Genomic DNA, 19,487 nt, shown 5'->3' with positions numbered 1-19,487 from the left:
AAATTGGCCTCTGATTTATTTAATGGAGTGTATACGAATGCACATAATCGATGTTCTTGTAATTGGTGCGGGACAAGCGGGACTCGCGATGGGGTATTATCTGAAGCAACATGATTTGCCTTTTGTACTGGTGGATGCACACGAGAGAATCGGACATGTATGGCGGCATCGATATGATTCATTGGTTTTATTTACTCCAAGAGCATACAGTGCTTTACCGGGGATGCCTGTTCCAGGAGACCCGGAAGGGTATCCTACTAAAGATGAAGTTGCCCATTATTTAGAGAACTATGCAGATGAGTTCTCGTTACCTATACATCTTCGTACCTGTGTCAAAAAGTTGGAAAAAATTCCGGAGGGATTTCGGGCACGAACGAACCAGGGAACATATTTTTCCAAAAAAGTGGTGATTGCAACAGGACCATTTCAAAAACCGTTTGTTCCATCTTGGGCAAGTGATCTTTCAAACGATGTGTTTCAGGTTCTTCATCCTATCGCAACCCTTCGCAACTTTCGGAAGGTTCGGTGTTGATTGTGGGTGCGGGGAATTCCGGTGCACAAATTGCAGTTGAGCTGTCAAAAGATCGAAACGTTATTTTGTCCATTGGTCATCCCATGAAGTTCTTGCCACTTGAAATAGGAAAAAGAAGCATATTTGGGTGGTTCGATAAGTTAGGAATTTTGAAAACCACTGTTCAATCAAAAACAGGCTCATGGCTAAGCAAACAGAGCGATCCCATTTTTGGACTTGAATTGAAGTCTCTTTTAAAACAAGGAAAGGTTCAATTGAAGCCTAGGGCGTATTCGGCAAACGGACACGAAATCAAATTTATTGACGGAACGAGCTCTCGAGTTAATAACGTCGTTTGGGCAACCGGATTTCGTCCTGACTATACTTGGATCGACATTCTAGGATTGCTTGATGAAAAAGGAATGCCGATCCATACAAGAGGAGTGAGCCCAATTCCAGGAGTCTTTTTCATTGGATTGCCGTGGCAATACCGAAGAGGTTCGGCTCTGCTGGGAGGTGTCGGTTTGGATGCACAATACTTAACCGAACAAATCGTTACAAAGGGAAACGAAGGGAGATAGAAGGATGTATCTCGAGTTGTCTGAAATTCTTTCTTTCTCCGGAGACAAGAGACATGTATGATCAGCTGATAGGTTGGAATTAGACATGGAGAGGGGAGAAAGACATGATCGTATTTGAGGATTCAGTTCTGATCCCAGCCACTCCAGACCGAATCATTGAATGGTTTCTCGAAATGGATGAGAAACAATATTTAGCATGGCATCCAAGTCACATAAAGTTTCGTTGTGTTAGAGGTAAGACGGGTCAAGTAGGATCCACTTGGTATACCGAAGAATATCTTGGTTCCTTTCTATTTGGTTGTTCCTATCGTCTCGAAAAGATAGTGGAAAATCGATCACTAAGATATCGGTGCGGGTTTCCTTACTCACTTCTGGGAGTAATTTGTGAATTCCATTTTAAACAATATGGGGATACATGGATGACAGCTCTCATTAAAATTGGTGGAAAAATTCGGTTCTTGGATCCGCTGATTAAAACGTTTATGTCTCGTTTCATGTTCGAAGAAGACGACTTGCTTCAACACGTGCCGGAAGAGGGACAGTATTTAGTGGATTATTTTTCGGGGAGAAAGAAGTAACGGCTGTTAAATACAGGGCAAACCTTGCTTCTTCATTAAAACTACACATTTTTTCTTTATTTTAGAATGGGGGAGATCGACGGGGAATGAGTGTTACTCTTAAGATTTTAAATTTCGTAAGGGGGGACTGAGAATGAGATTCTCTTGGGATGTCTCTAATGAGTTCAATACGAATCCGAATCGAAGCTCTTCTAGAAATTGGATTGCAACGGTTCTCATTGCGGCTTTGGTTGGATCAGGAACCACCCTGCTAATGGTGCCGACTCTTTTGAAAACAAATCTTCTTAATTTATCGGCTGTAGAAGCGAACGCAGGTGGAAATGTTGAAAGTTCCCGCCAAAGCGTAACAATTAACGTCAACAGTGATATTGTACAAGCAGTAAATAAAGTGAAGCCAGCAGTCGTAACCGTTGTAAATATACGAACAGGCAGTGGGCTGTTTTCTCCAAAAGGTGAGCGTGAGGCCGGTAAAGGGTCGGGCGTTTTGATCGATAGTCAAGGACGTATTGTTACTAACAACCATGTAGTGGATGGAGCAACAGAAGTCGAGGTGGTGCTTAATAACGAAAGTGTTAAGGCGAAAGTTTTAGGAACCGATCCCTATACAGACTTAGCCGTACTTCAAGTCCCAGCTTCTAAAACCAAAGATATTCAACCCGTGGCCCTGGGAAAATCTGAGGCGTTGCAAATTGGCGAACCCGCCATAGCAATTGGCAATCCGTTGGGAGAATTCGACCAGACTGTAACCGTTGGCGTCATCTCTGCTAAGAAGCGCTCTCTCCCGATCCGTGATAAAGCCGGAAATGTTGTCTACGAGCAAACGGTTTTGCAAACCGATGCGGCAATTAATCCCGGAAACTCCGGGGGTGCCTTAATCAATATTGCAGGGGAGCTTATCGGCATCAATTCGGCCAAAATTGCTTCCTCAGGGGTCGAAGGCTTAGGTTTTGCGATTCCAATTGATGAAGCGAAACCCATTATTGATCAGTTGATCAGTTACGGAAAAGTCATTCGTCCTGCGTTGGGAGTAACGATTAGCGGCGAAGTGGAAGACATTCCGGAAAATTATCGAGGTGGGATTCCGGTAGAACACGGAGTGGTGGTCAATAATGCATCGGGTCCGGCAGAGAAAGCAGGGATTCGGAAGGGAGATGTGATTGTACAAATCGATAATAAGGAAATCAAAACGTTTGTGGACCTACGACAGTATTTGTTCAGTAAGAAACCCGGTGATACGGTACAAGTCACTTTTTATCGGCAATCAGAAGAGAAGACTGTAAAGGTTACCTTACAGGAATTACCGCAATAAACAAAGTGGAGGGATTCGCCATGAAACAAATCTGGTATGGAGTTACGGGAGTTGTAGTAGGAGCGGCATTGGTAGGGGGAATCTGGTACTTCAATTCTGCCCAAGCATTGGCCAGTGTAGGGAAAGAAAGCATCACTCGGGCAGAGTTGGTAAAACAATTAGAGAGTGCCGGCGGTAAGCAAATTCTTAAGAGTTTGGTTGACGAAAAGGTTATTCATGAGGCTGCTATAAAATATCAATTGTCGGTTTCTGACAAGGAAATTGACGAGGAATTAAGTCAGTACAAAAAGCAATTTCCGTCAGAACAACAATTTAAGGATACCCTTGCTAAAAACGGTGTTTCGGAAGCGGATCTCAAAGATCGGATAAGAACAAAACTGCTTCTAGATAAACTCGCCACAAAAGACGTAAAGCTCAGTGAGGAAGAAATCAAAAAATATTATGACCAGAATAAGTCCAATCTCAGCGAAAAAGAACAAGTAAAAGCACGTCATATTCTGGTTGAAAAGGAAGACGAAGCAAAAGCAATTCTTGAACAGATCAAGAAGGGCGAGGACTTTGCCAAGTTGGCCAAGGAAAAATCAAAGGATAAGAGCTCCGGGGAAAAGGGTGGAGATCTTGGGTTTTTTGAGCAGGGACAAATGGTCCCTGAGTTTGAGAAAGTGGCATTTACACTAAAAGTAGGAGAAATATCAGAGCCTGTCAAAACCCCATATGGCTACCACATTATTCAAGTGCAGGAGCGGAAAGAAGCTAAGACACCTACATTTGAGGAAGCTCGCTCTAAAATCGAATCGATCTTGAAACAACAAAAGGCGAAACCTGAGGATCAGTTGTTGTCCGAGTTACGCAAAGAAGTAAATGTGCAGATAAAGGAAGACAAATATAAGGACATTCTTGCAGATCAGCCATTTTCTATCCCTGGGCAGTAATGTAAACATGCCTATTTATTTCGAAATTGTAGCAGCAGCAGAAATAATGGATTACGAGTTATTTCAAACAATAAACGGACTGGCGGGCAAATTTTCACTTTTGGATGAGTTGATGAAAGGGCTCACCTTGTATGGTCCTTTCATTTCTGTAGCTGTTCTTGCAGTCTTGCTTCTTCGTTGGAAGATGAAAGAGTTTCTAACAGGAATTCTCGGTTTTGCCGCAATGCTTACGGGACTTGGCATGGATTTTCTCATTGGGGTGTTGTTCTATCGAGGGAGACCATTTGTCGAACATCATGTGAATCTTTTATTGCAACATACGCAAGACTCTTCGTTCCCAAGTGACCATACCACTGCAACGTTTGCCATTGCGTTCGCCGTCTGGAAGTTTAATCAAAAGTTGAGTAGTCTTCTTTTGATTTTGGCTTCAATTATTGGCGTTTCACGAATTTATGTCGGACATCACTACCCAACGGATGTGCTTGGGGGAATCCTGATAGGCTTCCTTTCCGTTAAATTGGTTTTATGGTTATTCAATACGAAAGGATTTTCTGCACCAGTTAAAACCAATGGACAAGCAATTGACAAATAAGTAGAAGATCAGCCCATCTACTTACAGGAGGCATATTAGATGAACACAACTATGTTTGTTGTAGGTCTGCTCGGATTTTTGGGTATCATGTTCTTTATTTATTGGTTTTCCTCGTTTATTGCGAACAGGAAATAGAACCGCAGATCTGATGAAAGGGGGGGATTGATTTTGTCACTCAAAATGACCGCAGCCGAATGGTTTATGCTAAGTTTAACATTCCTTGTTGTGGGTGCAGGATGCTTACCGAGCGCGGCATATAAAGCCATTGGGAAATTCATTGAACGGAAATTTGACAAAAAGAAAGACGATCCTGATAACCAAACCGGTAAAGACGACTGAGTTGCTGGTTCATTAGCCCTTGTAGTTGTTCCAAAGATGGTGTACCAAACTGGTTGAAACGGGGGACGCCTGTGTATAAACCTATCGCAACCTTACTGGGAATCACATTCGTCCTGATCGTTTTACTTCCGGCAGGAATCGTCGGACTTTTTCCTAAGAAAGATCTTTCCGTACAAATACTAGACGATTCAGCAGATGTTATGAAAGTGAAGGTCTATTTAAAAGAAAGCAAAAAAACCATTGAGATTCCGCTTGAGGAGTATGTAAAAGGAGTGGCTGCTTCCGAGATGCCGGTCACCTTTGAAATGGAAGCGTTGAAAGCACAAGCCATTGTTGCACGTACTAATGTGATACGGCGAGTCGAAAACAATCTGTTAACTCCTGAAGGTGGACATGTTACCGATGATTTCCGGGAATTTCAGGCGTACAGTTCGAATGAAAAGTTGAAACAAATCTGGGGAGCTTCATATGAACAAAATATGAAGAAGATTGTTCAGGCGGTGAAGGAGACAAAGGGGCAAATCCTCGTTTACCAAGGAAAGGCGATCGAAGCGCTTTTCTTTTCGACTTCGAACGGATTAACAGAAAACTCACTGGATTATTGGGGAAAAGAGGTTCCTTATCTGTCATCCGTTCCGAGTCCATGGGATAAACAAGCACCCCGTTCGATCAACACAAAAACAATTTCCCTAAAGGATTTATTTAAACTGTTTAACCTTACTACTGCAGTCTCATATGCGGACCAAGGACAGATAATCCAAGTGCTGGAGACATCATCAACCAATCGGGTAAAAAAGATCAGGGTAGGCGACAAAGTTATGAGCGGTGCGGAGTTTCGCAAAGTTCTCGGCCTGAACTCAACAGACTTTTCTTGGTCGATCGAAGGAAATTCCATTACCTTTACCACACGGGGCTTTGGCCATGGAGTCGGAATGAGTCAGTACGGAGCAGAAGGTATGGCGAAGGAAGGAAAGAAAGCGTTTGACATTTTGACCTACTTTTACAAAGGAGCAACAATCGTGAATTATGAAAAAGAGAAACGGTAAAACCAATACATTAATCGCCTCTGGAAATCCCGAGGCGATTAATGTATCAAATTCGACCCATATTTTTGGAGGGGAAGTAGAAAATTAGGCAATAGTACATATTTAGCTTTGGAATGTATGATCTTATTCTTGAAACGACTTGGAACAGGACTCCCAGAATAGTTAAAATTTCATGATGCTCTGATCCGACATTTGCTTCCGGAAAAATATGATGGTACTTAATCATGGACATGCAAATAGCTACTGGAGGGGGATTTTCGTTGACAGAAAAACGTTGTCTTACAGATGGCGACAATCCAGATGAACATCAACATGATCATGATGATCATGATCATCATTCTGGATTCGGTCATCACCATCACCACCACGCGGGTGGCAATAAAAAATCACTTTCCATTGCTTTAGTGGTTACAGGTGGGTTTCTGATCGCTGAAGTAATTGGAGGACTCCTGACAAACAGCTTGGCACTTCTTTCGGATGCGGCTCATATGTTCAGTGATGCAGCCGCATTGGGTTTGAGTTTGTTAGCAATATGGTTCGCTGCGAAACCTGCAACTTTAAGGCGAACATTTGGATTTTATCGAGCAGAAGTCCTTGCGGCCCTCATTAATGGAGCTACATTGGTACTTGTGTCTCTTTATATATTTGTGGAGGCTTATGAACGATTTAAAAATCCGCCGGAAGTCGAAAGTGGATTTATGATTATCGTCGCAACTATCGGGTTGGTTGCAAATTTATTTAGCGCCTGGGTCTTATCGCGAGGTGGTGAACATCAACATAACCTGAATGTTCGCGGAGCATTCCTTCATGTGCTGGGGGATGCTCTTGGTTCTATCGGGGCGATCGTCGCAGGTTTAATTATGATGTATACAGGATGGTACTATGCTGACCCGATCATAAGTGTTGTCATTGGAATTTTGGTGTTGTTAAGCTCTTGGCGTCTTCTCAATGAGACAGTGCATGTACTTTTGGAAGGAACTCCACGTAATATGGACATCAGAAAACTTAAAAAGGCAATGCTAGGGGTTATTGGTGTGAAACAGGTGCATGATTTGCATGTATGGACTGTCTCTTCTGGATTTATCAGTATGAGCGGGCATGTCGTCATTAGTGAAGAAAGAAACAGCAATATAATTCTTCGTGAATTGGAGTCCCTTTTAAAAGAAAAATTTGGACTTGGTCACACGACAATTCAAATTGAGACTGAGAACCTTCATCCGGAATGGGAAGGGTGTACACGTGGCGATAGTCCGTAATAAAAGGTCACTATGATGGAAACCTCATCACGGTGAATGCTCTTTAATGTTCTTCCAGTTGGAAGTTGAGTGAATGGGAGAAGTGTGCAAAAACTGGAACCCTGCTTATATTATGTTGGGATCTCGCAGAGAAATAGTACAACAACAAAGGCTATTAAATGTTATGGCGCATATTTAACGGAGGAAAGTAAGGAATGAATAGATTTTTTCGGACTTTCGGGTTTTATATAATGATTTTCCTTATTGTTGTAGGAATTGTAAGCTCTATAACCGGTCGAAACCAGGAAGCCAGCGAACTTCCGTTCAACCAGTTTATGCAAGAATTGAAGACGGGAAATGTTAAGTCCCTGGAAGTCACACCTGATGGTCTCATGCTGAGATTAAATGCCACGATGAACGACAACCGTAAGGTTACTTCACGTGCAATTCTCAGCGAAGTGGTTTCACTGGAGCTGCTGAAGACAAAGGCAGAAGTTAAGATTTCCGAACCTCCTCGTGAATCAGTGTGGGTAAGGTTACTTGCTGGGATTTTACCGTTTTTCATAATGTTCTTCCTGTTCTTTTTCTTATTGAATCGGGGTCAAGGCGGCGGCTTCAAAGTAATGAACTTTGGGAAGAGCCGAGCAAAGTTATATACTACGGAAAAGAAAAAGATTACGTTCAATGATGTTGCGGGGGCGGATGAAGAGAAGAATGAGCTTGTGGAAGTGGTCGAATTCTTAAAGGATCCTCAGAAATTCGGGGCTTTGGGAGCGCGGATTCCAAAAGGGGTTTTGCTTGCGGGGCCTCCGGGTACAGGCAAGACATTGCTTGCAAGAGCGGTTGCCGGGGAAGCGGGTGCACCATTTTTCTCAATATCAGGTTCCGATTTTGTGGAGATGTTCGTCGGGGTGGGTGCATCCCGTGTACGCGACTTGTTTGAGCGAGCAAAGAAAAACGCTCCCTGTATTATCTTTATTGATGAAATAGACGCTGTGGGCCGTCATCGAGGGGCTGGTCTTGGCGGAGGTCACGATGAGCGAGAACAAACGTTGAACCAGTTACTCGTTGAGATGGATGGATTTGGCGCGAACGAAGGAATTATTATTATCGCTGCTACAAACCGTCCGGATATTCTTGACCCGGCTCTGTTACGTCCAGGACGATTTGACCGTCAAATCACGGTTGACCGTCCTGATGTGAAAGGGCGACAAGAGATTTTGAAAGTACATTCCAGAAACAAGCCGTTGGCTGAAGGCGTTAAACTGGATGGGATTGCGAAAATGACGCCTGGTTTTACCGGCGCAGATCTTGAAAATCTTTTGAATGAAGCAGCTCTGTTGGCTGCAAGGCGAAATAAGAAACAGATTGAAATGTCCGAAATAGATGAAGCAATCGACCGAGTCATTGCTGGACCTGAGAAGAAATCCCGGGTGGTATCGGAGAAGGAACGTCGATTGGTTGCGTACCATGAAGCGGGTCATGCTGTGGTTGGGTACTTCCTCAAGGGAGCTGATGAGGTGCACAAGGTTACCATCATCCCGCGTGGAATGGCCGGGGGATATACGGTGATGTTGCCGAAAGAAGACCGGTGGTTTGCAACCAAAGACGAAATGTTGGATAAAGTTTGTGGTCTTCTTGGCGGACGGGTAGCAGAACAATTGGTATTAGGCGAGATTTCAACCGGTGCTCATAACGACTTGGAACGTGCAACTGGCATAATTCGCCGTATGATCACCGAATTTGGAATGAGTGAGAAACTAGGTCCGTTGCAGTTCGGTCATCGACAGGGTCAAGTATTCCTGGGACGGGATATTGCTTCTGAACAGAATTACAGTGATGCGATCGCATATGAAATTGACAAAGAGATGCGTGAAATGATCGATTTTTGTTATAAACGCACGGAAAAAGTTCTAATTGAGCACCGCGACAAACTGGAACTACTAGCGCAAACTTTGCTTGAGAAAGAAACGCTTGATAAGGCTCATATTGATACATTAATGAAACAGGGAAATCAGGACAAATAAAGGGTAGAAAATTGGTTTGTTCCTGGTTAAACTCGAAGAGAAATCCTCGTATTGAAAGTATCCGCTCAAAACTCAATCTTTACAAAATCATTCGTTTAGACCCATTGTCGAATTTTATTAACGCTGTCGTACCGTTTGCAAGGAGGACTCTTATGAGACTTGACCGGCATCGTCCTGACTTTATAATTCTCATTGTGACTCTTATACTCGTAAGTATAGGATTGATCAATGTGTATAGTGCAAGCATCATCTGGTCGTACCAAAACTTAGGAAACTCTCCCTCGTTTTTCTTCAAAAGACAGTGCATCTGGAGTGGCCTCGGTCTCGTCGTCATGTTTGCATCTATGAACATTCCGTTTTGGTTTTGGAAACGACTTGCAAAACCGCTTCTCTTAGGATCATTTGCAATGTTACCCTTGGTGTTCTTTTTTACCCCGGTTAATGGTGCGCGTCGGTGGATCGATTTAGGTCCTTTGTCGATACAACCTTCAGAACTGGCTATTTTTGCGGTCATTGTCTACCTATCGTATCTCTTGACCAAGAAGCAGGACATTCTAGATGACTTTAAAAAAGGGGTTCTGCCTTCGGTAGTCATTGCAAGTATTTGTGGTAGTCTTGTTCTGATTGAACCTGATATGGGAACTGCCGTTCTACTTGTGGTAAGTGCATATGGCGTGATGTTCTCGTCCGGGATTCCCTTCCGACATTTGACCAAACTTCTAATTGGTGCTGTGATTTTATCAATTGTCTTCATAGTCTTGGAAAGTTACCGAATGGAACGAATGCTGGCGTTTCTGAATCCATGGAAATATCAGGATGATCAATCTTATCAGCTTATCAATTCGCTCTATGCAATCTCATCAGGCGGGTGGACCGGTAGAGGGTTGGGACAAAGCATAGAGAAATTTCTCTATCTACCAGAACCACATACTGATTTTATCTTCGCGATTCTAACAGAAGAGTGGGGAATTATCGGCGCGGTGACGGTAATTGCTTTATTTGCAATCCTCGTTTGGCGGGGCACCATTATCGCAGCAAGAATTCCAGACCGGTTTGGATCACTGTTAGCCTGCGGAATTACTACGATGATCGGTTTCTCAGTAATTGTGAATATCGGTATGGTCACCGGGATCATGCCTGTAATTGGGATCCCGTTACCGTTTATCTCTTATGGAGGAAGCTCATTATTGATCAAATTAATTTCAATGGGAGTTTTGCTCAATGTGTCCCGTTACACGGTTGAGAATCCATCCCGACCACTTACAATACAAACCCGTCATATGACAACTAACATATAATAGTGTGGATTTTGATGTGACTTTTTTAAAATAATCTGAACGTTTAGGGGAATGGTCGGAGTTTACGCGCCTATCAGAAGTATTCAGGGTTAAATAAAATGAGGATAAGGTACTAATCTAAAATCACATCATCCATTCTAATGAGAAGGCAAAAGTCTTATCTTTCCACCTTGAAAACAGGACTTTGAGGAGAGTTATCCGATTATCGCGATTGGGCACGGAATGGGGATTAATCAGGAGATGCTGTGGAGCACTATTGGGCGTGTAGCAGGAAGCATGATATCCGATACTTTTGGGTTCCTTCTTCAGTCCTGTGTTAAATGTCAGTATCATGTTGGCGGTACCCAGTTTTGTAACATCTATGTGATTCTTCGGAATAGGGGTAGTACCAGTGTAGCTTGTAGCCATGTACGTTTAAAGGAAGAATTTTCCCATGAGACAAGCGAATCTGATATGAAGTGGTAGTGAATATGAGTATAAATAAGGGGATACAGGCTAACGATGGCTTATCCCTTATTTACTTTATGAAGCAGAGCTCTCATTCCGTGTTCCTAAAATGGTGAGAATCGGAACATTTCTATTGAAATCAGTTTATCTTAGGCTACTATTTCAAGTCATATAGAACCAAAAAATGGTGAAGTTCAATTTACAAAAAATTTTTCGGAACTTTTATTTCTGAAAGGTGTTTACCTTTTTCTCGCTTTTTGAAGTATCCATATGCCAACACCAATCAAAAGCAAACTGACAAACTCATTTTCCCATGAATCGTGATACCGGATTCTTACTGTTTGTTGCAAGATTATGAGTACACCCAAGCCTACGAGCCCCCATCTGATCCACTTTCTTTCCGGAAACGAATTTCCTTTGTTTCTAAGAAAAATGGTTTCGTTACGATCAATGATTTCTCCGTGTGTAATCCGATCGCATTTCTGGAGAGCGTCAAATATCCCATAAAAAAAGAGAATCGGGATCAAGAAAATAAACGGGAAACCATGTATCACCGAAATCAACCATGTGAAACCGAAAAACAAGGACATTAGCTCAATTCCCTGTCGATTTAGCCCCAGGTAGAAGTGCCCTAGCCCAGGTAAGAACGATAAAAGGAAGGTCAATAACTTACTCTTTCTTTCCTGAGGTATCTGATTTCGATTCGAAAATTCTTTCGCTAACGAAATGGCTGCTATACACTCAGGACAAAGAACATTTTCTTTTACATGGGTGATGCATTCGGTGCAAACATTTGTATCACAGAGACAACATTCTTCAACGGCTTCTACTTGTGTATGAAATTTACAGTTCACGATAATACTCCTTTCACTACTGGATTCCTCTACAACTATCTCCCCAAGCTTTCATATCATTTGACGATTCGATTTCAAATGACCCTTTCATGCGGCTTCAAAAATTTCACTCTACCCTACATGCCGGTATATTCAACTGCCGGTTAGGCAATATTAGAGAAAAAGTTATTCAAACAATCATTTGACAGTTTTATTATATAGCCATATAATGACAACGTGCAAATGAGTATTTGAACATTTGAATAAGGAGGTGACTCCATGACGAATACTAAAAATGAGGTACAAATAAATCTATCCCAGTCAAGCGGAGAGGATACTTGTGGGGTATTTGTTTACGATCCAGAAAAGGTACAACGACAACAACAAGTCGTGGATCGAGTAGTGGGTTTAGCACCCTTGTTTAAAGTGCTTTCCGACGAAACAAGGCTGAAGGTGATCTATGCCTTGAGCCAAGAGGATGAACTTTGTGTTTGTGATGTAGCAACCATCATAGGTTCTTCCAATGCCACTGCTTCCCATCATCTACGTTTGTTACGAAACATGGGATTGGCGAAATATCGCAGGGAAGGGAAAATGACTTTTTACAGCCTCCAAAGTCCGCATGTCCGTCATCTGATTCAAGAAGCATTGACCATTTCAAAAGGGGTGAACGACCGTGGCTGACGCGGCAGCAGTGCAGAAACAGTATCGATTAACCGGTCTTACCTGAGCGGATTGTGCCGCTAAGGTAGAGCGGCATATCCAGGCGTTGCCTGGTATAAAAGAAGCAAAATTAAACTTCGCAGCAGCGAAACTGACAATTGTAGGGGCCATACCTGACGACGAATTGCAAAAGGAAATCAAAAAGATTGAAGACGTGACTATCCATCCGGTTGGCGCTCCCGAATCCACGGTTAAAAAGTCTTTCTGGGAATCAAACCGTAAGGCGATTACAACGGGATTGTCTCTCATTGCCTTGATAATCGGTTATATCATGGGGGCGGAAACCCTTTCGGGCAAATCTTTCCTGTTGATTTCGATGGTTGCGGGTGGGTATTCGGTCGCAATTAAAGGGATCCGAAACCTTTTCCGATTGAACTTTGAAATGAACGTACTTATGACCGTTGCGATTACGGGTGCTTTGTTCATCGGAGAATGGAAAGAAGCGGCGGTCGTGGCGTTTCTTTTCGCCATTAGTGAAATGCTTGAATCCTATTCGATGGAAAAAGCCCGTCAATCCATTCGTTCCTTGATGGATATCGCGCCAAAAGAAGCGATTGTGATTCGAAACGGACAGGAATTCAAAACCCCCGTGGATGAGCTTGTGGTCGGTGACGTTATCCTCGTAAAACCGGGAGAAAAAATCGCGATCGACGGCGAGATTATCGACGGTACGTCGTCCATTAATGAAGCGGCCATCACAGGGGAGTCAATGCCGGTTGAAAAAACGATTGGGGATACCGTGTACGCTGGAACACTCAACCAGCAAGGAGCAATGCGGGTTCGCGTAACCAAACTGGTCGAAGATACCACGATCGCGAAGATCATTCACTTGGTAGAAGAAGCGCAAAACGAACGGGCCCCTTCCCAAGCGTTCGTCGATAAGTTTGCGAAATACTATACGCCGGTCGTGATGGCATTAGCGGTTGTGGTTGCAATCGTTCCTCCGGTATTGTTTGGCGGGGATTGGAACCGTTGGATTTATGAAGCGCTCGCACTTCTGGTTGTCGCATGTCCTTGCGCGCTTGTCGTGTCCACTCCGGTGGCGATCGTTTCGGCAATTGGTTCGGCAGCCAAGAAGGGCGTGTTGATCAAAGGCGGTGTCTTCCTCGAGGAAGCAGGTAACCTAAAAGTGATCGCGTTCGACAAAACCGGAACGCTAACCAAAGGTGAACCGGCTGTTACGGATATCGAACCGCTTGGAGAAATGAGCTATACGCATATATTGGAGATTGCTGCACGACTTGAGAAGTTGTCGGAGCATCCGCTCGCGCAGGCTATTGTGAAAAAAGCAGAGGAGGAGAAACTGTCCCTGCAGGTGGCAGAAGAATTCTCGGCCATTACCGGGAAAGGTGCTTCCGGAAAAATCGAGGGGGAAACCTATTACATTGGAAACCCTCGTCTTTTCGAAGAGATTCACGGCGACATTTCCACAATTAAAGACAAGATCTCGTCTCTGCAAGAACAAGGCAAAACCGTCATGATACTGGGAACGAACCGAGAATTTCTTGGATTGATTGCTGTTGCGGACCAGGTCCGAGAACAAAGTATACAAGCGGTTCATGAACTGAAGAAATCCGGCATTGAAAAAACAATCATGCTTACAGGGGACAATAATAAAACAGCTGCAGCAATTGCCAAGCAAGTAGGTGTTGATGAATACCATGGTGAATTGCTGCCACAAGACAAGCTCGATAAGATCAAACAACTGCGTGAAACATACAAAAAAGTCGCGATGATCGGGGATGGGGTAAACGACGCTCCGGCACTTGCAACTGCTACTGTTGGGATTGCCATGGGCGGGGCGGGTACCGATACTGCATTAGAAACTGCTGATATCGCATTAATGGCAGACGATCTATCCAAGCTTCCGTTTACCATTAGACTTGGGCGTGGGGCTGTTCGCATTATCAAGCAAAACATTTCCTTCGCTTTAATCACAAAGTTAATAGCCGTCCTTCTCGTATTCCCAGGCTGGCTAACGCTATGGTTGGCAATTCTGGCGGACATGGGGGCCACTATCCTGGTAACCTTGAACGGCCTCCGGTTGTTAAGGTCAAAATAATTAGGATTCTATCCTTCGTCCAATGAGGTGAACGTATGCTTTACTTCGGGGCCGCCCTAGTGGCGGCTTTCGACCAACTGATGAAATATTTGGTTAAAACACGCATGGAAATCGGAGAATCAATTCCGATATTTGGTGACTTCCTTCGACTGACATCCCATCGAAATGCAGGGGCCGCATGGGGGATCCTGCAAGGTCAGAGATGGTTCCTTATAGTGATGGCGATCGCAGTGATTGTCGGGATTATATATTATTCCCGACGCATTGAAAGCAAGTTGTCTAAAATCGCCTTGCCCATTCTAATGGGGGGAGCTCTTGGTAATTTGATTGATCGCCTGCTATACGGTCAGGTTTTAGATTTTCTGGATGTGCGAATCATTAACTACCCTATTTTTAACACGGCGGATGTAGCGATCGTTACAGCTGTGGCACTCCTTCTACTAGATTCATTCAGACTTGAGAGAAATGCGGAGCCACATCCGAAGTAATAGTTTATGTCAGAGTGCCTTTAAACAATGAAGGCTTTTCAAAAGTAAGCCTGTTGGCACAGATACCAACAGGCTTATGTTATGAAATTCAAGTGGTTTATTCGGAGAGAGGTGAAGCCTATTGTTTGATGCAAGCAATCCGAATATGGGAATAGCGTTTGTGGCAGGAGTTTTGTCCTTTCTTTCCCCTTGCTGTTTGCCGCTATACCCATCTTATTTATCCTACTTAACAGGTATTTCTTATGAAAAGTTACAGGGGACACGAGATAAGTTCCAAATGCGTAAAACCGTTCTGTCCCATTCTCTATTCTTTGTACTTGGATTTTCAATCATCTTTGTCGCACTGGGGTTTGGGGCAGGAGCCATTGGAAGGATCTTTACACAATACAAGGATCTGATTCGCCAAATAGGAGGTATCCTTATTATTGTCATGGGATGCTTCCTGGCGGGAATCATCCGATGGGAAGCGTTAATGAAAGAGAAAAAATGGAACTTGCGTAATAAACCAGCGGGATACCTGGGATCTCTGTTGGTTGGAATCAGTTTCTCAGCTGGTTGGACACCCTGTATCGGTCCGATCTTGGCCTCAGTGCTGACAATTGCCGCAACGGATCCTTTAAATGGAGTCCGATTAATGGGGGCCTATTCTCTTGGTTTTGCCATTCCTTTTTTAATCTTGGCTTATAGCATCGGTTCTGTCCGATGGATACTTAAGTATTCGACTCTTATCAGCCGGATCGGTGGAATTTTGCTAATTATCATGGGCTTTTTGCTTTTAACAAATACCATGACAGTAATTACGGTTTATCTCATAAAGCTGTATGGCGGCTTTACCGGATTTTAAGGTATTCACACTTCCAACAGATTTTTTGTTTATGGAATCGTTATCTGGTGAAACGTTGCCGTTAGCATGATACAAAGAATTGGGGGAGGAAAATGGTATCAAGCAAAGCCAGTCGGGCAGTTACTGTTTTTATTTTGCTACTGGCAGTCATGGATTATATTTGCACTCATCAACTTCAACAAGTCGGATAAAATGGGGCCGCAAGTGGGACAAGCTGCTCCCGATTTCAGTTTACCCGACCTAGTGGGAAATCAGCTCTCACTAACCGATCTGAGGGGAAAAGTGATTTTGTTGAATTTCTGGGGATCTTGGTGTGATCCGTGTAAAAAGGAAATGCCCGATCTTGAACAGGTTTATCAGGCTTACAAGGATAAGGGTGTTGTGGTGCTTGGAGTCAATATCGGAGAAAGCAAGGTAACCGCAAAAGGATTCATGGACCGGTTGGGCATAACCTTCCCGACTGTATTGGACGCGGATCGGGACGTAACCTTAAACAAATATAAAATCGGTCCAATCCCTACGTCATTCTTTATTGATCGAAAAGGTGTTATTCAACATGTATATACTGGTCCGATGAGTGCGGGGTATATTGAAAACCAAATTCAAACCTTGTTATCGCAGCAATAGGGGTTTGAACGATTTGGGGTTACCCGAATCCAATAGTGCCGTCCATACTCAAACAGCATAAAAAGTAACCTGAATGAAAACGGAGCCCCCTTTTTGTGACATTTTTTGCTAACGTACCCCTCAATTTTGAAACATCTACCATGAGTTTGTGGGTGGTGCGCAGGCTGCTGGTACTACCGTTTAAGGGTGAGAACTTTGAACTTAAAAATATTGTCTGCTTCAATCACACTCATTACCTCTTTGTTAAGCTTGATTCTGGTCTTTCTTTTTACCAACAACGAATCCAACAAATTCGAGGATGATACCAATCCCAGTAAGAGCTTTCAACGGTATGAAACCCACACGAAACAGGGTCAAAAGAAAATCGAAGGTGTACCAGCTATTCCACAATATCCGGAATTGCCCGCCGGATGCGAAGCAACTACAATTACCATGATATTAAATTGGGCAGGCATCCGTGTTAATAAAGAAGATATTGCAAAAGATATTCCGAAAGAACCGATTCCAGATTATCGAAATGGGAAGTACATCGGAGGAAACCCGGATGCCGGTTTTTTGGGTGATCCGTTCTCCGAGAGTGGATACGGGGTTTTTGACAAACCCGTGATTACAATTCTTAATCAATATCTACCCGGAAGAGCGTTGAATTTGACGGGAACATCATTCGAAAAGATTCTGTCCACGGTTGAGTCGGGGGCACCAGTAATGGTATGGATCACCCGACATCTGAAAGAACCAACCGTATCCGACACTTGGGAGGACTCAAACGGAAAGCAAATTAAGTGGTTGAGTCCACAACATACCATGCTTGTAGTTGGTTATTCACAAACTGAAGTGATGGTAAACGATCCACAAACTGGAGCAACTGTGAGTTATCCTCGCGATCTTTTTGAAAAACGTTGGACTCAAATGGGGAGTCACGCTGTTTCTGTTGTTCCCCAAAAAACAGGAGATTCTCGGAACACAAAGAGAGGGATATTCTGATGAAACGCTCACTTTTCGAAAAAGTTCTAACCCCCGCTCGTATACTTGCGGTTGGATTCTCTGCCTTGATTTTCCTTGGGGGAATTTTACTGAGCCTGCCGATCACTTCTAACAACGGATCAAGACTCAATTTTTTAGATGCTCTTTTTACCGCCACTTCAGCTGTATGCGTGACAGGTCTCGTAGTGGTCGACACTTTGACACAGTTTAATCTGTTCGGGCAACTCGTCCTCCTATTGTTGATCCAAATCGGTGGACTCGGAATTATGACCGTCACCACGTTTATCATGATCATCGCCGGTAAAAAAATCGGTCTGAAAGAAAGGCTGGTGATGCAGGAAGCGCTGAACGTAAACTCCCTGCAAGGCGTCATACGGCTAACGCGGAACATCGTTTTGATCACATTGGGGATCGAAATGTTCTTCGCTGCGATTTTGGCAATTCGATTTTCTTACATAATGCCGATGGGCAAAGCGGTATACTATGGAATTTTTCATTCCATTTCTTCGTTTAACGACGCGGGATTCGACTTGTTCGGCAATTTCAAAAGCCTGACCGATTTCGTGGATGATCCGACGGTGAACATCGCGGTGATGATGTTAATCATACTAGGTGGACTTGGTTTCACCGTCCTTGTGGATCTCTGGAAAGCGCCGAAGCCGGAGCGGCTGGCGCTGCATACCAAACTAGTACTGTCGATGACTACGGGTTTGTTGGTTGTTGGGGCGATCGGGTACTTCCTCTTGGAGATGAATAATCCGAAGACTTTGGGAGCGTTGGATTGGGACGGAAAGATACTTGCTTCTATGTTTGCTTCGACAACGGCGAGAACAGCGGGATTCGCCACCATCGATTACGGCTCCATCACCGACACGACAAAACTTTGGACGATCTTACTGATGTTTGTAGGAGCTTCGCCGGGAGGTACAGGCGGGGGAATTAAAACCGTTACCACCATTGTTGTTTTACTGTATGTGTTGAGTGTAGTTACGGGCAAGGACAGTACGATTACCTTTCGAAGGCGAATCGATCCGAAAACCATTTACAAAGCGTTTACCGTCACGGTGATTTCCGCCATGTTGGTGGTTGGCGTTACTTTTTGCTTGACGCTGACAGAAAAACAAAGTTTCATCCGGTTACTGTTTGAAGCTACATCCGCGTTTGGTACTGTCGGATTGTCAACAAACTTGACGCCCGAATTGACTCCAGCAGGTAAAATCATCATCATGTTCATGATGTTTGCGGGACGTTTGGGGCCGGTGACACTCGTTCTTGCTTTGATCAAGCGCGGACAAGGCCCGCAGCTTCTCAAATATCCAGAAGAGAAGCTTTTTGTAGGTTAGGAATTTCGACTTTTTGATATTCAAAAACCAATATCGGTTCCTAACGTAACGTACAGGAACCGGTTATTTTATTTGTACTGGACTACTTAGGGTACAATTCTTCCGGGTCAGTGTATTGATAGAGGGAACACATTGCATATTTACATATAATTCCATGTGTTTGCGGGTGGTTACCAGCTACGCTGGTACTATCCCAAGAATTGAATAGCGAACGAGCTAAGAAAGCGCTATTTGAGGAAAGGGAACGGATTGCTCGCGAACTGCACGATGGTATTGCACAGTCTCTATTTCTGTTAACTGTTAAAATCATGAAACTCGAAGAGGACAACCCCTCAAGTCTCAATGAAAATCTTCAAGGAATACGGGAAACAATTCACCGCGTACATGATGATGTACGGCAAGCGATCTCGAATCTGCGCTATCCCCCATCTCCCAATTCCTTACCGTGGACACAAAACGTGCAAGATTTCATACACGACTTTGAAAAAGAGACAGGTCTATCTGTGTTCCTGCAATGGAAGACAGACGAAAAACAACTTTCTCTAAGGGAAAAAGTAGAGATTTTGGCTTGTCTCAGGGAAGCATTAATGCAACTTTTTATGCAACCAGTCAGATTGCCTGTATACGGTAACCTAAAAATACGCCACACCGCTCATTGAAACTTCCCCCACCCTGACCGATAATCCTC

17 protein-coding genes and 1 pseudogene are annotated in these 19,487 nt (G+C 43.7%); all 18 read left to right on the top strand.

Annotation, left to right across the window (positions count from 1 at the left end):
* Positions 1-37: 37 nt before the first annotated feature.
* Positions 38-1,092 (top strand): annotated as a pseudogene (locus ACFO8Q_RS21370) (flavin-containing monooxygenase).
* A 419-nt stretch (positions 1,093-1,511) separates the two neighbouring features.
* On the top strand, positions 1,512-1,670 hold the full coding sequence (locus ACFO8Q_RS21365) for a hypothetical protein (RefSeq protein WP_380028931.1): 159 nt from the start codon (positions 1,512-1,514) through the stop codon (positions 1,668-1,670).
* A gap of 133 nt (positions 1,671-1,803) precedes the next feature.
* Positions 1,804-2,979 carry a S1C family serine protease gene (locus ACFO8Q_RS21360; RefSeq protein ID WP_380028929.1) on the top strand — a complete coding sequence of 392 codons (1,176 nt, stop codon included), beginning with the start codon at positions 1,804-1,806 and terminating at the stop codon, positions 2,977-2,979.
* 20 nt (positions 2,980-2,999) lie between these two features.
* Positions 3,000-3,911, top strand: coding sequence for a peptidylprolyl isomerase (locus ACFO8Q_RS21355; RefSeq protein WP_380028927.1), 912 nt, complete (start codon positions 3,000-3,002; stop codon positions 3,909-3,911).
* Complete coding sequence (locus ACFO8Q_RS21350) at positions 3,877-4,503, top strand: phosphatase PAP2 family protein (protein ID WP_380028924.1); 627 nt, start codon at positions 3,877-3,879, stop codon at positions 4,501-4,503. The genes ACFO8Q_RS21355 and ACFO8Q_RS21350 overlap by 35 nt, the downstream gene beginning before the upstream one ends.
* A 168-nt stretch (positions 4,504-4,671) precedes the next feature.
* Entirely contained in the window at positions 4,672-4,842 is a 171-nt protein-coding gene (locus tag ACFO8Q_RS21345) for a hypothetical protein (protein ID WP_380028922.1), read from the top strand.
* 71 nt (positions 4,843-4,913) lie between these two features.
* Positions 4,914-5,888 carry a stage II sporulation protein D gene (gene spoIID / locus ACFO8Q_RS21340; RefSeq protein ID WP_380028920.1) on the top strand — a complete coding sequence of 325 codons (975 nt, stop codon included), beginning with the start codon at positions 4,914-4,916 and terminating at the stop codon, positions 5,886-5,888.
* 260 nt (positions 5,889-6,148) lie between these two features.
* Positions 6,149-7,144, top strand: a complete 996-nt coding sequence (locus ACFO8Q_RS21335; RefSeq protein ID WP_380028917.1) for a cation diffusion facilitator family transporter — start codon at positions 6,149-6,151, stop codon at positions 7,142-7,144.
* Between the two features lie 194 nt (positions 7,145-7,338).
* A complete protein-coding gene (ftsH, locus tag ACFO8Q_RS21330) occupies positions 7,339-9,150 on the top strand; it encodes an ATP-dependent zinc metalloprotease FtsH (RefSeq protein ID WP_380028915.1) in 1,812 nt (603 codons plus the stop codon).
* 152 nt (positions 9,151-9,302) lie between these two features.
* Complete coding sequence (gene ftsW, locus ACFO8Q_RS21325) at positions 9,303-10,448, top strand: putative lipid II flippase FtsW (protein WP_380028912.1); 1,146 nt, start codon at positions 9,303-9,305, stop codon at positions 10,446-10,448.
* A 1,559-nt stretch (positions 10,449-12,007) separates the two neighbouring features.
* Positions 12,008-12,412, top strand: a complete 405-nt coding sequence (locus ACFO8Q_RS21320; protein WP_380028910.1) for an ArsR/SmtB family transcription factor — start codon at positions 12,008-12,010, stop codon at positions 12,410-12,412.
* Positions 12,405-14,513 (top strand): heavy metal translocating P-type ATPase, encoded by a 2,109-nt coding sequence (locus ACFO8Q_RS21315; protein WP_380028908.1) that lies wholly within the window; start codon positions 12,405-12,407, stop codon positions 14,511-14,513. Before ACFO8Q_RS21320 ends, ACFO8Q_RS21315 begins: the two co-directional genes overlap by 8 nt.
* A 35-nt stretch (positions 14,514-14,548) precedes the next feature.
* Positions 14,549-15,001: a signal peptidase II gene (gene lspA, locus ACFO8Q_RS21310; RefSeq protein WP_380028905.1), complete on the top strand. Its 453-nt coding sequence runs from the start codon at positions 14,549-14,551 to the stop codon at positions 14,999-15,001.
* Between the two features lie 121 nt (positions 15,002-15,122).
* Entirely contained in the window at positions 15,123-15,845 is a 723-nt protein-coding gene (locus tag ACFO8Q_RS21305; protein ID WP_380028903.1) for a cytochrome c biogenesis CcdA family protein, read from the top strand.
* Between the two features lie 66 nt (positions 15,846-15,911).
* Entirely contained in the window at positions 15,912-16,472 is a 561-nt protein-coding gene (locus ACFO8Q_RS21300; protein ID WP_380028901.1) for a redoxin domain-containing protein, read from the top strand.
* A gap of 195 nt (positions 16,473-16,667) precedes the next feature.
* On the top strand, positions 16,668-17,456 hold the full coding sequence (locus tag ACFO8Q_RS21295) for a C39 family peptidase (protein ID WP_380028899.1): 789 nt from the start codon (positions 16,668-16,670) through the stop codon (positions 17,454-17,456).
* Positions 17,456-18,799, top strand: a complete 1,344-nt coding sequence (locus ACFO8Q_RS21290) for a TrkH family potassium uptake protein (protein WP_380028896.1) — start codon at positions 17,456-17,458, stop codon at positions 18,797-18,799. Before ACFO8Q_RS21295 ends, ACFO8Q_RS21290 begins: the two co-directional genes overlap by 1 nt.
* 200 nt (positions 18,800-18,999) lie before the next feature.
* Positions 19,000-19,458 carry a sensor histidine kinase gene (locus ACFO8Q_RS21285; protein ID WP_380028894.1) on the top strand — a complete coding sequence of 153 codons (459 nt, stop codon included), beginning with the start codon at positions 19,000-19,002 and terminating at the stop codon, positions 19,456-19,458.
* Positions 19,459-19,487 lie beyond the last annotated feature (29 nt).

Origin of the sequence: Effusibacillus consociatus, assembly GCF_042652925.1 — a bacterium.
Lineage (GTDB): Bacteria > Bacillota > Bacilli > Tumebacillales > Effusibacillaceae > Effusibacillus > Effusibacillus consociatus.
The sequence above is the reverse complement of the archived record's forward strand: the minus strand, read 5'-3'. Positions and strand labels throughout refer to the sequence as shown.